Source organism: Stutzerimonas xanthomarina DSM 18231, from assembly GCF_900129835.1.
In the GTDB taxonomy this organism is placed as follows: Bacteria; Pseudomonadota; Gammaproteobacteria; order Pseudomonadales; family Pseudomonadaceae; genus Stutzerimonas; species Stutzerimonas xanthomarina.
In genome coordinates this window covers 52289-66220 of record NZ_FQXA01000002.1, presented here as the reverse complement: position 1 = coordinate 66220, position 13932 = coordinate 52289, and the positions used below count along the sequence as shown (strand labels likewise).

Annotated in this window: 14 protein-coding genes; 7 read left to right on the top strand and 7 right to left on the bottom strand. The window is 59.1% G+C overall.

All coding sequences use genetic code 11. The annotated features are described in order from the left end of the window. Both BUE09_RS04690 and pabB read left to right on the top strand, forming a co-directional pair. Positions 1-984 (top strand): alpha-L-glutamate ligase-like protein, encoded by a 984-nt coding sequence (locus BUE09_RS04690; protein WP_073299555.1) that lies wholly within the window; start codon positions 1-3, stop codon positions 982-984. Positions 985-1032: 48 nt separating this feature from the next. Continuing rightward, positions 1033-2382: an aminodeoxychorismate synthase component I gene (pabB, locus tag BUE09_RS04685; RefSeq protein ID WP_073299554.1), complete on the top strand. Its 1350-nt coding sequence runs from the start codon at positions 1033-1035 to the stop codon at positions 2380-2382. Between the two features lie 40 nt (positions 2383-2422). On the opposite strand, the gene thrH is transcribed toward pabB, so the two are convergent. Further along, the gene (gene thrH, locus BUE09_RS04680; RefSeq protein WP_073299553.1) at positions 2423-3040 is read right to left on the bottom strand and encodes a bifunctional phosphoserine phosphatase/homoserine phosphotransferase ThrH; all 618 of its coding nucleotides are present in this window, start codon (positions 3038-3040) and stop codon (positions 2423-2425) included. 181 nt (positions 3041-3221) lie between these two features. Here thrH and BUE09_RS04675 point away from each other — a divergent pair, with 181 nt between their 5' ends. After that, complete coding sequence (locus BUE09_RS04675) at positions 3222-3956, top strand: phosphoadenylyl-sulfate reductase (protein ID WP_073299552.1); 735 nt, start codon at positions 3222-3224, stop codon at positions 3954-3956. A gap of 97 nt (positions 3957-4053) precedes the next feature. Here the strand turns inward: BUE09_RS04675 and cysB are convergent, their stop codons facing one another. Continuing rightward, positions 4054-5028: an HTH-type transcriptional regulator CysB gene (gene cysB / locus BUE09_RS04670; RefSeq protein WP_073299551.1), complete on the bottom strand. Its 975-nt coding sequence runs from the start codon at positions 5026-5028 to the stop codon at positions 4054-4056. A gap of 303 nt (positions 5029-5331) precedes the next feature. Next, positions 5332-6279, bottom strand: a complete 948-nt coding sequence (locus tag BUE09_RS04665) for a putative 2-dehydropantoate 2-reductase (RefSeq protein WP_073299550.1) — start codon at positions 6277-6279, stop codon at positions 5332-5334. Between the two features lie 267 nt (positions 6280-6546). Between BUE09_RS04665 and BUE09_RS04660 the strand changes: the two genes are divergently transcribed. Further along, a complete protein-coding gene (locus BUE09_RS04660) occupies positions 6547-7623 on the top strand; it encodes a 3-deoxy-7-phosphoheptulonate synthase (RefSeq protein ID WP_073299549.1) in 1077 nt (358 codons plus the stop codon). Between the two features lie 42 nt (positions 7624-7665). On the opposite strand, the gene BUE09_RS04655 is transcribed toward BUE09_RS04660, so the two are convergent. Next, complete coding sequence (locus tag BUE09_RS04655) at positions 7666-7953, bottom strand: GNAT family N-acetyltransferase (protein ID WP_073299548.1); 288 nt, start codon at positions 7951-7953, stop codon at positions 7666-7668. A 422-nt stretch (positions 7954-8375) separates the two neighbouring features. Between BUE09_RS04655 and BUE09_RS04650 the strand changes: the two genes are divergently transcribed. Further along, a complete protein-coding gene (locus BUE09_RS04650) occupies positions 8376-8630 on the top strand; it encodes an Lpp/OprI family alanine-zipper lipoprotein (protein ID WP_029404583.1) in 255 nt (84 codons plus the stop codon). 88 nt (positions 8631-8718) lie between these two features. On the opposite strand, the gene BUE09_RS04645 is transcribed toward BUE09_RS04650, so the two are convergent. The 3 genes from BUE09_RS04645 to BUE09_RS04635 form a co-directional block, all read right to left on the bottom strand. Then, a complete protein-coding gene (locus BUE09_RS04645; protein WP_073299547.1) occupies positions 8719-9681 on the bottom strand; it encodes a L,D-transpeptidase family protein in 963 nt (320 codons plus the stop codon). A 66-nt stretch (positions 9682-9747) separates the two neighbouring features. Continuing rightward, the gene (locus tag BUE09_RS04640; RefSeq protein WP_073299546.1) at positions 9748-10029 is read right to left on the bottom strand and encodes a hypothetical protein; all 282 of its coding nucleotides are present in this window, start codon (positions 10027-10029) and stop codon (positions 9748-9750) included. A 45-nt stretch (positions 10030-10074) separates the two neighbouring features. Continuing rightward, on the bottom strand, positions 10075-10680 hold the full coding sequence (locus BUE09_RS04635) for an arylesterase (protein ID WP_073300263.1): 606 nt from the start codon (positions 10678-10680) through the stop codon (positions 10075-10077). A gap of 10 nt (positions 10681-10690) precedes the next feature. Between BUE09_RS04635 and BUE09_RS04630 the strand changes: the two genes are divergently transcribed. Continuing rightward, entirely contained in the window at positions 10691-11377 is a 687-nt protein-coding gene (locus BUE09_RS04630; RefSeq protein ID WP_073299545.1) for an ABC transporter ATP-binding protein, read from the top strand. Continuing rightward, the gene (locus tag BUE09_RS04625; RefSeq protein ID WP_073299544.1) at positions 11374-13875 is read left to right on the top strand and encodes an ABC transporter permease; all 2502 of its coding nucleotides are present in this window, start codon (positions 11374-11376) and stop codon (positions 13873-13875) included. The genes BUE09_RS04630 and BUE09_RS04625 overlap by 4 nt, the downstream gene beginning before the upstream one ends. The last annotated feature ends 57 nt before the right edge of the window (positions 13876-13932 follow it).

The following is a 13932-nucleotide window of genomic DNA, read 5'->3' as shown; positions in this document are numbered from 1 at the left end:
ATGTTCGGTCTAATCAAGACGTGGAAGGCCCTCGAAGCCAAAGGCATCATGGGCATCAATCGCCGCAACGCGGACTATGTGCTCAAGTACAACAAGCGCAACCTGTACCCGATCGTCGATGACAAGATCATCACCAAGGAGCGAGCAATCGAGGCCGGCATCGACGTCCCGGAAATGTACGGGATCATCGAGACCGAGCGTGACATCGAAAAGCTCAAGGACATCGTCAAGGACCACACCGACTTTGTGGTCAAGCCAGCACAGGGTGCCGGTGGCGACGGCATCCTTGTAATCGCTGACCGCTTCGAGGGGCGTTATCGAACGGTGTCAGGAAAAATCCTGACTCATGACGAGATCGAGCATCAAATTTCCAACATCCTCACCGGGCTGTATTCGCTGGGCGGGCACCGTGACCGCGCGCTGATCGAGTACCGCGTTACCCCCGACCCGATCTTCAAAAGCATCAGCTACGAAGGCGTGCCGGACATCCGCATCATCGTCCTGATGGGCTACCCGGTCATGGCCATGCTGCGCCTACCGACCCGGCAGTCCGGCGGTAAGGCCAACCTGCACCAGGGTGCCATTGGCGTCGGAGTAGATCTGGCGACGGGCATCACGTTACGTGGCACCTGGCTGAACAACAAGATCACCAAACACCCGGACACCACCAACGCCGTGGACGGCGTACAGCTGCCAAACTGGGACGGTTTCATGAAGCTCGCAGCCGGCTGCTACGAGTTGTGCGGCCTTGGCTACATCGGTGTGGACATGGTGCTGGACGAGGATAAAGGGCCGTTGATTCTCGAGCTCAACGCACGTCCGGGGCTCAACATTCAGATCGCCAACGACTGTGGCCTGACCCACCGCGCGCATGCCGTGGAGAATCGCGTCGAGGAGCTCAAGAAAAGCGGGAAGCAGGAAACCCCAGAAGAGCGAGTGCGATTCGCTCAAGAGCTGTTTGGCCACATCCCGGCTCACGATTGAGCCAAAGCCCGGTCCATTGGCCGGGTCACCTCCCGAACGAAACACACCATGCCCCTCTGCACGCTTCACGCCCTTCCCTATCACCCCGATCCCGCCCATTGGTTCGAACGTATTCGCCACGCGCCCGGCGCAGTACTGCTCGACTCGGGCCGCCCGATGGCCGAACGCGGCCGATTCGACCTGCTAAGTGCATGGCCAACCCAGCTGCTCGAACCTGGCGCGATGGAAACCGGCAACGCGTTTTTTTCGAGACTTCGTGGGGCGCTCCGCTCATTGGGGAATGCCGAAGCACCGCCAGACGCCGAACTTCCCTTTATAGGCGGCCTGTTGGGCTATATCAGCTATGACTTCGGCTCGCGGCTGGAAAGATTGTCGAATGTGGCTACCGACGACCTGAACCTTCCTCACGCTCGCTTTGGCGTCTATGCCTGGGCGCTGGTAAATGATCACCAGCGCCAAACCACGCACCTGGTCTTTCATCCATCACTGGCTCAGACCGAACGTAACCGCCTGACCACAGTGTTCGAAACGGACGGGCAATCTTCAGAAGCGACGTTCAGCTTGTCGTCAGCGTTTACGGCAGATCTGAAACCTGGCGAGTACCAGGACGCGATTGAGTGTATCCAGCAGTACATCCAAGCGGGTGACTGTTATCAGGTGAACTTCGCCCAGCGCTTCCAAGCTGCCTATATCGGCGACCCGTGGCAGGCGTTCCGTCTCCTGCGCGAGGCATGCCCGACTCCGTTCGCCGGCTTTATGACGATCGAGCAAGGCGCAATTGCAAGCGTCTCTCCGGAGCGTTTCCTGCGCGTGAGCAACCGGACAGTCGAGACTCGCCCGATCAAGGGCACTCGGCCCAGACGGCCTGATTCAGAAGGCGACCAGGCACAAGCCTACGCGCTGATGGCCAGTACAAAGGATCGGGCAGAGAACCTGATGATTGTCGACCTGCTTCGCAACGATCTGGGCCGCAGCTGTGAAATCGGCAGTATTCAGGTGCCGGAGCTGTTTTCCTTGGAGACCTACCCCAATGTGCACCACCTGGTGAGCAGCGTCACGGGAAAACTTGATCCGGACAAGGATGCGCTCGACCTGCTCTCCGGCGCCTTTCCGGGTGGATCAATTACGGGGGCACCAAAGATTCGCGCCATGGAAATCATCGATGAGCTAGAGCCGACTCGCCGAGCCATTTACTGCGGTTCGCTACTCTATCTGGACGTGCGCGGCGAAATGGACAGCTCTATTGCGATCCGCACGCTGCTGTTCCGCAAGGACGGTGTGTATTGTTGGGGCGGCGGCGGAATCGTAGCTGACTCGGCGTGGCAGGCCGAATATCAGGAGACGCTGGACAAGGTGAGCGTGTTGCTGAGAACGCTTGAAACAACGCTAGCGTCATAGGCTCCACGGCACTTGAGCAGATACCGTGGAGCCTGGTCGTTTACAACGTCAGCTTGCGGTTGGATGCCTTGATGAATTCCTGCTTGAGCGCGTCGAAGGTATGCACCGCCGGAAACTGCGGGAACTCACGGATTACGTTGTACGGTGCGTGGAAGAGGATGCCAGCGTGCGCCTCGGAGAGCATGGTGGTGTCGTTGTACGAATCGCCTGCTGCGATGATGCGGTAGTAGAGGCTCTTCAGCGCAATGACCGACTGGCGCTTGGGGTCCTTCTGACGAAGCTGGTAATCCACGACGCGATCCGATTCGTCAGTGATCAAGCGATGGCAGAGCAACGTCGGAAAACCTAGCTGACGCATCAGCGGCTGCGAAAACTCGTAGAAAGTGTCCGAAAGGATGACCACCTGGAAACGCTCACGCAGCCAGTCCACAAACTCAATGGCCCCATCCAGCGGCTTTAGTGTGGCAATGACCTTCTGGATGTCCGACAGCGTCAGGTTGTGCTCATCCAGAATACGCAGCCGCTGCTTCATCAGGACGTCGTAATCAGGGATGTCGCGTGTGGTTGCCCGCAGCGATTCGATTCCGGTTGCCTCGGCGAACGCGATCCAGATTTCCGGAACCAGTACACCTTCCAGGTCGAGACAGGCTATTTCCACGGACGCGCTCCTTACAGCAGAAAAATTGAAGCGGCACTCTAACGGCAAGATCCCGGCGAAGCAACGCGCTGCTTATGCCACAAAGAACGGGCGGTCATCTGTAAACGTTATTTAGGGTAATAAAGACTCTTTGTTAACATCGCGCAGCAGAGCGCCAAGCGCCAACCAAGGAAGCCGCCTGATGAGTCAACCTATTGATGTAGCCGAGCTGGCAGCCTCCTATGCCGGCAAATCCCCGCAGGACATACTCAAGCTGGCCTTCGACCTTTTCGGGGACGATCTGTGGATCTCGTTCAGCGGGGCCGAGGACGTCGTATTGGTCGACATGGCCTGGAAGTTGAACAAGAACGTGAAAGTGTTCAGCCTCGATACCGGACGACTGCACAGCGAGACCTATCGGTTTATCGAGCAGGTCCGCGAGCACTACGGCATTCCCATCGAGATCATGACGCCGGACCCAGCACTGTTGCAGCCGATGGTTAACGAAAAAGGGCTGTTCAGCTTCTACCGCGACGGCCATGGCGAATGCTGCGGCATTCGCAAGATCGAACCGCTGCGCCGCAAGCTGTCAACTGTCCGCGCGTGGGCAACGGGCCAGCGCCGCGATCAGAGCCCGGGGACACGCAGCCAGGTTGCGGTACTCGAGATTGACAGCGCGTTTTCCACACCCAGCCACAGCCTGTACAAGTTCAATCCGCTGGCGCAGATGTCCAGCGAAGAGGTCTGGGGCTACATCCGCATGCTCGAGCTGCCATATAACAGCCTGCATGAGCGCGGATTTATCAGCATTGGTTGCGAGCCGTGCACACGTCCGGTGCTGCCCAATCAGCACGAGCGTGAGGGACGCTGGTGGTGGGAAGAGTCGACCCAGAAGGAATGCGGCCTACACGCTGGAAACCTGATCGCTAAAAACTAGCGATTTACGCCGGCTCTCTCTATCAAGGGGCTTGAAACGGGCCCCTTGCCGAGCCAGACGTACGACTGTCGGTTTACTGAATTGGATGACGCTCGAACTAAAAGGTCGGCAGGTCGACATCCATGAACAATTCATCCAGCTCCACTTTGTTTTTGCATTGCACGGCTTTCTCGAGCATTTCGCGATCAAGATGCGGGGCAAAAGTTTCGATGAAATCGCACATGAAGCCGCGCAGAAACGTGCCACGACGGAAACCGATCTTGGTCACGCTGGGCTCGAACAGCTCGCTGGCGTCGAGGACGACCAGATCCGGGTCGAGCTTCGCGTCGACGGCCATGCGCGCGATGATTCCGACACCCAGCCCCAGGCGTACATAGGTCTTGATGACGTCGGCGTCGGCAGCGGTAAACACCACTTTGGGTGACAGCCCCCTGTGGCTGAACGCCTCGTCCAGTTTGGATCGTCCGGTAAAACCGAACACATAGGTCACGATCGGATGCTCAGCCAAGGCTTCCAGCGTGAGCTTCTGCAGCTTCGCCAACGGATGCCCCTGAGGTACAACAACGCAACGGTTCCAGCGATAGCACGGCATCATCACCAAGTCGCCGAACAGCTCCAGTCCTTCGGTCGCAATGGCGAAATCGACGGTTCCGTCAGCCGCCATCTCGGCAATCTGCATCGGCGTGCCTTGATGCATGTGCAGCGCGACATCCGGGTATTGCTTGATAAATGCGCTGATCACCGGCGGCAGAGCGTAGCGGGCTTGCGTGTGGGTTGTGGCGATGCTGAGCGTGCCGCGTTTTTCATTGGAGAACTCCTGCGCAATCTGTTTGATGCTTTCGCATTTGCGCAGAATTTCTCCAGCGGTCGTGATGATTCGCTCGCCAGCGGGCGTGACTCGGGTCAGGTGCTTACCGCTACGCGCGAAAACCTCTACGCCCAGTTCGTCTTCCAACAGCCGGATCTGCTTACTGATACCGGGCTGTGAGGTGAACAGGCTTTGCGCCGTTGCCGAGACATTGAGGTCATGGTGCGCCACCTCCCAGATGTAACGCAGTTGCTGAAGCTTCATAGAGATCCCTCAAAGGCCAATGGCGCGCGGACGCCACCCATTTTTATAACTTTTCTGCACCAAACTTCGAAAGTCTAGACCAGTTCCGTATGAAACGCCGTAGACCATCACTGGCTTCGCCATGCCAGAGCGATGAGTCTAACCCTTGCATTCTTGCCGGGCCGCCAACCCAATCGCACCCTGCGCGAGGCCAGCAAGCATGAGATTTGCTGGGCCTAACTGAGCTTAGCAGCCTGGAAGCAAACCACTACCGCACCGAAAACCGCCCGGTGGCCTGCGTCGGCGGGTGGCTTGGATAGATCGTCAGTGCGCGTGCGCTGACAAAAAACGTAGAGCCTGATACAGCGCCTCGGTTTTCGGCATCACGAACCCAGCCTCTGCTGCAGCGGCCAGCGGAGCGGCATAGATCGCTTCGAGCTCCATCGGACGTCCCTGTGCATGGTCGTGGTACATGCTCGGCAGATAGTTGGGTATGTTATCGGTGAACATCATCATTCGATCCACCACCGCGTCGGGTAGCGGTTGGCCACAGGCAGCGGCCGCTCCGCAAGCTTCCAACATGATCGATCGGACCAGTGCTCGGCTGTCAGGGTTTGCCATCAACGGAGCGGTACCGGCGTCGAGCAGAACGGAAAGCCCGTTATAGGGAAGGTTCCACACCAGCTTCTGCCAGCGTGCCTGCGCGAGGTTCACCGCCGGATTGGAATCGACACCCGCCGCGCGGAACATGGCAACGCCGTCGTTGACCAGCCTCTGCTGATCAGCTTCACCTGCCGGGCCAGAGTGATAACCGAGGTTCACACCGCCAAGCGCCTGATGCTCGACGACACCTAGCGCCGAGCGATGCGCGCAGATGAAACAGAGGCCACCCAACAGATGGACATCATCTGAAAGCGCTTGGCGCAGGCTCTCCTCGACTCCTAAACCGTTCTGCAACACCACCACCTTGGCATTGTTCGCTGCAGCCTCGGCAATCAGCGGAGCCAGCTCCGAATTACTGGTGCTTTTCGCTCCGATCAGCAGCCAGTCGCATTTGGGCATCTGCGCGGCAGTCCGATAAGCCTGTACCGAATCGAGGTGCACTGAGCCATGCACTGCGCTGTTTATCTGCAACCCATTGTGCAGGACCGTCTCGTATTCACTGCGCAGAAGAAAATGCACATCGTAGCCAGCCCGGGCAAGCATCACGCCGTAAAAGCCACCGATGGCACCAGTACCGATGATTCCGATTCGAGATTTGGGGGCAGTCATGCAAGGGCTCCTACGACAGATCAGTGAGACGCCACACTTGGCGTAAAAAATGACCACCTTATCAGCGTCCCAAGGCAGGGCCCAGCGGCTATGTAACGACTTGGTGCGACAGACAGCAGCGATCTTCGTGCAGCAGTCCGACTTCAAGATGATTGTCGAGGCAACGCAATACGCGATAAGGTTCCGCTCCCCGCTGCGCCCTCAAGCTCTGCTCCGCCGCACCGGGCTTGGCTGGCGGACGGCATCTGTGACCTTGACGAGAACACGATGGCTGATTTACCGATCGACGACCTTAACGTCTCCTCCAACGAGACACTGATCACCCCTGATCAGTTGAAGCGTGAAATACCGCTAACTGCTGCCGCGCTGGCGACCGTCTCTGAAGGGCGCCAAGTGATACGCAACATTCTCGACGGCAAGGATCATCGCCTATTCGTCGTGATAGGGCCCTGCTCAATTCATGACCTGAAGGCCGCGCATGAATATGCCGAACGCCTCAAAGTGCTGGCCGACAAGGTCTCCGAGAGCCTGTTTCTGGTCATGCGGGTGTATTTCGAAAAGCCTCGCACCACGGTCGGCTGGAAAGGCCTGATCAACGATCCCTACATGGATGACTCGTTCAAGATTCAGGATGGCCTGCATATTGGCCGCCAGTTGTTGCTCGATCTTGCGGAGATGGGCCTGCCGACCGCGACCGAAGCCCTGGACCCGATCTCCCCGCAGTACCTGCAGGACCTGATCAGCTGGTCGGCCATCGGTGCACGCACCACCGAATCCCAGACACACCGAGAAATGGCGTCAGGCCTGTCGTCTTCCGTGGGTTTCAAGAATGGTACCGATGGCAGCCTGACCGTTGCGATCAATGCCCTGCAATCCGTTTCCAGCCCGCACCGCTTCCTGGGCATCAACCAATCGGGCGGAGTGTCTATCGTCACTACCAAGGGCAACGCCTATGGTCACGTGGTGTTGCGTGGCGGCAATGGCAAGCCGAACTATGACTCGGTCAGCGTTGCAGTATGTGAGCAGGAACTGAGCAAGGCCGGAATCAAACCGAACATCATGGTGGATTGCAGCCACGCCAACTCAAACAAGGACCCTGCCTTGCAGCCACTGGTGATGGACAACGTGGCCAACCAGATCCTCGAGGGCAACAATTCGATCATCGGGCTGATGGTGGAAAGTCATCTGGGTTGGGGCAACCAGCCTATCCCCAAAGATCTCAACGATCTGGAATATGGCGTCTCGATCACCGATGCCTGCATCGATTGGGAAGCCACCGAGAAAACCATTCTCGGCATGCACATCAAGCTGAAGGACGTCTTACCCAAGCGCGCCCGCAGCTGACGCTGTCAGAATCAAAAAAAACGCCGCTTGCCGGCGTTTTTTTTATTCCTGCTCATGATCGTCCGTAGCACCCTGTCGTTCGATGTACCACTCTACATACGAACAGGATGGGATAACTGTATAGCCCTCGCGCTCGGCGTACGCCAGCGCATGCTGGGCCAGCACCGCAGCAATACCTCGACCGCGAAGCGCATCGGGCACGAAGGTCCGGTAGATATCCAGGGTCTGTTTGCCCAGATCGACATAGGCCAGATAAGCGCGATGGCCATCCACAACGGTCTCGAACTGGTGACTTGTTCGATCATGATGGATGTTCAGCTGTTCGGTCATCTCGCCTCCTCTGCAGGCTAGACCTGCCCTGATTGTTTGGAAGTTGCGTGCAGCTCTCTCACGCACTATCCATCTTTATTGTTAGCTGGACGACGCATGCTACCGCTACGCAAGACCCGGCTTCAATTGCTTAAATCATCAGCGCACCACAATGGACCGAATGGGCTGCAGTCAAACAGTCGACTCAGATAAACACTGCAACTTTTCGGCGTTTGCGTCGGTCCATGTAACGAGTGCCGCGGCTGGCTCTGGTTGTTTTTCAGTCAGTTCTGCCAGCGGATGCCGTTCAAAGAATGAGCATGCAGAAAAAATGTGGTAGCAGCTGCTTGGCTCAGTTTACTTAGCGTAACTAATCGGTAGTATGTGCGCGCCAACTTTCCATAACGGGAGTTGCCATGGATTTCATCCTTAAGGGGAACACGATGAACAACGTTCTGAAATTTTCTGCTCTGGCTTTCGCCGCAGTTCTGGCTACTGGTTGCAGCAACAGCATGACCAAAGAAAGCGAAGCCCGTCTGACCGCGACTGAAGACGCCTCCGCCCGCGCTCAAGCGCGTGCCGACGAAGCGTACAGCCGTGCCGACGAGGCTCTGCAGGCTGCCCAGAAGGCCCAGCAGACCGCTGACGAAGCCAATGAGCGTGCACTGCGTATGCTGGAACGCGCCAGCCGCAAGTAAGCTTCAGGCGAAAAAAAGCCGACCTGCAGTCAGGTCGGCTTTTTTGTGCGCGCCTGTTTTTCCAGGCGCGATCTGTAGACACGCAATATTAGAAGACGGGCTCTTCATGAGTGGCCAGAGCCTGCCCCTGCTCGGCGATCTGGATCGGCAGGCCGTCTTCGCCAGCGATGATCTCACGCACCATTTCCCAATCCAGCTGCAGCGACCCTGCAGACTCGTCACGCTTGAGCAATGTATTGATCACCACCGCATGCTTGTCCATGAGCGTCATCTTCTGTTCTTCATCCTGAAGCGGCGTGTGCGCCTCCAGATAAACCTTGCCTTGGCTCACGCCAAATTTGTAAGGCTCGTCGATGATCCGCACCGAGGTTCCGACCTTGACCAAGCCTGCTAGCTCTAGAACGTTGTGGTTGAGCATACGGAAACAACCATGGCTGACGCGCATGCCGATTCCGAATTTCTTGTTCGAACCATGGATGAGATAACCGGGCAACGCCAAGCTCAACTTGTATGGACCCAGCGGATTATCCGGCCCAGGCGGCACCACCTTCGGCAGCGGATCACCGTCGGCTGCGTGTTCGTCGCGGATCGATTGCGGCGGATACCAGGCTGGGTTGCTGGTCATGGCTGAGATTCGCGTATTGCCGACCGGGGAACCCCAACCTTCACGCCCGATACCGAGCGGAAAGGTGTGCACCACATCCTTGCCCTCCGGGTAGTAATACAGGCGGTACTCCGCGAGATTGATCACCACGCCTTCACGCGGCCCGGGTGGCAGGATGTACCGCGTCGGAAGAATGATGTCGGTCCCTTCGCCTGGTAACCATGGATCCACGCCCGGATTTGCCGCAATCAGTTCCAGATAGCCCAGATCATGCGTTTCGCCGAGCGCAGCGAAGGTGTCTTCGTACTTGGCCTTGATCACTTGAATCTGCCCAACCACATCCTCGCCTTCTGGAGGCAACGGTAGTTCGAGAGCAATAGATTGACCGGCCGAGAGTAAAGCCGCGAATGACACACTGGAGGCGACTGCAAACGCACGCGAGAGCATTCAGGGTTTCCTTGGGAAAGTGTTCGGGTTTCGCCGATTGTACTCGAACCGCCTGCAGGCGCCGACCTACCAGGCGCTGACGGCAGACGGAAGGCCCTTGCGTTGTGCGCCGAGCGCGTCGCGACACGCGGGGCAGAGCCGGCGGTCCTTGAGTACGGAGCGCTCGATATCTTGCCAGTGCGGACGCGCTGGCAGAAAACCACCACAAAGCGTGCGATCAACCTGACCGCTCAACTCCAGTTGCCGCAATGCCAGGTGCAGCCGGTTCTCCCGGCAAGCAAACAAGTCGAACTGCTCGTCTGGAACGATGAGGCGATAGGCAAAAAGGGTCCAGGCTGGGCGCGGCATCTAAGGCTCCGATTCGAGGGGCGCGACAGTAGCCGCGCGCACGCTTCAAAGCAAGGGTTCGAGCACCGGCCAGACGTTGTCCAGCAGCTGCTGCTGGGCACCCGCTGTCGGATGGATGCGATCGGCCTGCATCATGCCCTCAACCCCACCGACACCTTCAAGAAAAAACGGCACGTAGGGCAGGTTCCGCTCGTCTGCAAGCGAGTCGAACGCCTCCGCAAATGCACGCGTGTAACGTTGCCCCAGGTTGGGCGGCAAACGTATACCGAGCAACACGACCTCGGCATCCGCCTTGAGTGACAGGTCGACCATAGCGGCCAGATTCCTGTTCAGTTGCTTCGGTGGCTGACCACGAAGCCCATCATTGCCCCCAAGCTCGATAATGACGACTTCCGGATCGTGCTCCGCCAGCAAGCCAGGCAACCTCGCCAGTCCTCCAGCGCTGGTGTCACCACTGATCGAAGCGTTCACCACGCGATGGTCAAGATTCTCTGTTTCAAGGCGTTGCTGGAGCAGCTGTACCCAGCCCTGGCTGGTTTCCAGCCCGAAAGCGGCGCTGATACTATCCCCGACTACCAACACCGTTCCCGCCAAGGCGCCCTGAGCCCAGCACAGCAAAACCAGGACCCCACCTCTCAACCAAACTCGCATCGGAATCTCCATGAGCGCCAGCATTCTCTACGCCCGGAACCTTAGCAAAGCGGTACCCAGCGCGGAAGGCGAGCTGGCGATATTAGACGATGTGTCATTGAGCCTCGACAAGGGCGACAGCCTTGCCATTATCGGCACTTCAGGTTCCGGCAAATCGACGCTGCTCGGTTTGTTGGCGGGCCTGGACCTTCCCACATCAGGCGAGGTGCATCTGGCTGGCCATCTGCTCGGCGCGCTGGACGAAGACCAGCGCGCCCGTGTGCGAGCCGAGCATGTCGGCTTCGTTTTCCAATCGTTTCAGCTGCTCGACAGCCTCAACGCCCTGGAAAACGTCATGCTTCCGCTTGAGCTGCACGGCCGCCCTGACGCAGAGGCGAAAGCCACCGAATTGCTCGATCGTGTCGGTCTTGGCGCGCGCCTGCATCATTACCCAAGGCAACTGTCAGGCGGTGAGCAGCAGCGCGTTGCCGTCGCCCGCGCCTTCGCCGCGGAACCGGCGGTGCTGTTCGCCGATGAGCCGACCGGCAACCTCGACAGCCATACGGGCGCGACCATCACCGAACTGTTGTTCGAGCTCAACCGCGAACGCGGCACGACGTTAGTGCTGGTAACCCATGACGAACGTCTGGCCCATCGTTGCCAGCGCTTGCTTCGCCTGGAAGGCGGTCGCCAACTTGCCGACGAGCTGAGCCAATGAAGCATGTGCCCCTCAGCCGCCTGGCAACGCTGGCGCTGCGTCAGCTGTTGCGCGACGCCCGTGCCGGTGAGCTGCGCGTACTGTTCTTTGCGCTGTTGATCGCGGTCGCGGCCAGCACAGCCATTGGCTATTTTGGCGCGCGGCTGAACGACGCCATGCTGCTGCGCGCAACCGAGTTTCTGGGCGCCGACCTGGTATTGAGCGGCAGTGCTCCCGCCGAAGCGGAACAGATCGAAGCAGGCAACCAATTGCAGCTTGCGCACGCTCGGGTGGTTGAGTTCTCCAGCGTTATCGCTACGGACGACAACCTGCAGCTGACCAGCGTCAAGGCCGCTGATGACAGCTATCCGTTACGCGGTGAGCTTCGCAGTGCAGCTGCGCCATATCAGCCCGAACAGCCCGGAACAGGTCCGAAGCCCGGGCAAGCCTGGGCCGAAGCACGCTTGTTCGCCGCCCTGAACCTCCAGATCGGTGAGTGGATTGAAGTTGGTAACAAGCCGCTGCAGCTGACCCGCGTGCTGACCTACGAACCTGATCGCGTTGGCGATTTCTACAGCTTGACGCCACGCGTGCTGATGCATCTGGATGATCTCGAAGCGACCGGCGTGGTACAGCCCGGTAGTCGTGTGCGCTATCGCGAACTCTGGCGAGGCACCCCGGAGCAACTGGCAGCTTACCAAGAGGCCGTCAAAGTCGCTCTACAACCGCATCAGCGCATCGAGACAGCCAAGGACGGCAACCGCCAAATCGGTGGCGCGCTGGGGCGTGCCGAACGCTACCTCAATCTGGCCAGCCTAGCCGCAGTGCTGCTCGCAGGCGTAGCAGTGGCGCTATCGGCCGCACGCTTCGCGGCTCGCCGCTTCGATGCCAGTGCGTTGTTGCGCTGTCTTGGCCTGTCACGCCGCGAAGCATTGATGCTCTATACCCTGCAGCTCGCCTACCTGGGCCTGGTTGCTAGCACGGCTGGCGCGCTGCTGGGCTGGGCCGCGCAACATGGATTGTTTTTCCTGCTGCGCGAACTCGTGGTCAGTGAAGTGCCGCCTGCCACGTTGTGGCCGGCGCTGGCGGGGATTGCGACCGGCCTGGTTGCGCTGGCGGGTTTCGCCTTGCCCCCTCTGGCCGCACTGGGCCGCGTGCCGCCACTGCGGGTATTGCGTCGCGACATGCTGCCGATTCCACCGAGCTCCTGGCTCGTGTACGGGGCCGCCGTGACCGCCCTTGGCTTGATCATGTGGCGGCTTAGTCTGGATCTGAAGATTACGCTCGCGCTGCTGGGCGGCGGTCTGCTCGCCACGGTGATTCTCGGCGGATTGCTGTTGCTGGCATTGAAAGGGCTGCGCCGAACGCTTTCAGGCGCATCACTGACATGGCGTCTAGGCCTCGGACAGCTTCTCCGACACCCGCTGGCAGCGGCCGGTCAGTCGCTGGCTTTCGGCCTGATATTGCTCGCCATGGCACTGATCGGGTTGCTGCGTGGCGAGCTGCTCGATACCTGGCAAAACCAGTTGCCGGATGACGCACCCAACCATTTCGTACTGAACGTCCTACCCGCCGACCGGGACGCATTCACCGCACGCATCGAGGCACTCTCCGACCACGCAGCTCCGCTGTACCCGGTGGTTCCAGGTCGTCTGGTTGCGATCAACGGCGAGCCGGTACGCCAGCTGGTAAGCAAGGAAAGCCAGGGCGAGCGCGCGATTCGTCGAGACCTGAGCCTGACCTGGGCCGAGGATCTGCCCTCCGACAATCGTCTGACTGCTGGCCAATGGTGGACCGGGGCGCGAGCCGATCTGCCTGGCGTGTCGGTGGAAGCCGAGCTGGCCGAAAGTCTTCAGGTGCAGCTTGGCGATCGGCTCAGTTTCACAGTTGGCGGGCTCACCCGCGATGTCAGCGTAACCAGCCTACGCGAGGTCAACTGGGACAGTTTCCAGCCTAACTTCTACATGATCTTCGAGCCCGACACCTTGCAGGACGTTCCGGCGACCTACATGACCAGCTTTCACCTGCCGCAAGGCAAGGATCGCGAACTGGTGCAGCTTGCCAGAGACTTCCCGTCTGCGACGATATTGCAAGTCGAAGCCTTGCTCAGCCAGTTGCGCAGCATCCTGGCGCAAGTCTCGTTGGCGGTCGAATATGTGCTGATGTTCGTGCTGGCGGCAGGCCTGGCGGTCCTGTTTGCCGGTCTTCAAGCAACGCTGGACGAGCGGATTCGTCAAGGCGCGCTGCTCCGGGCGCTAGGGGCGGAGCGAAAACTGTTGCTCAGAGCCCGACGTACCGAATTCGGCGTACTAGGCGCGGCCAGCGGTGTACTCGCTGCATTGGGTTGCGAACTGGTCAGCGCCCTGCTCTATCACTTCGTTTTCGATCTTCGCTGGCAGCCGCACCCATGGCTGCTTTTGCTGCCCCTGATTGGCGCGCTGCTGGTCGGTACGGCGGGCGTGCTGGGTACGCGTCGAGCACTCAACGCCAGCCCGCTAAATGTGCTGCGTGAAAATTGATTGGAACAGGCAGCGTGTTGGACTGCCTGTAGAATGCCCAGCCCGTGCTGAACTGGA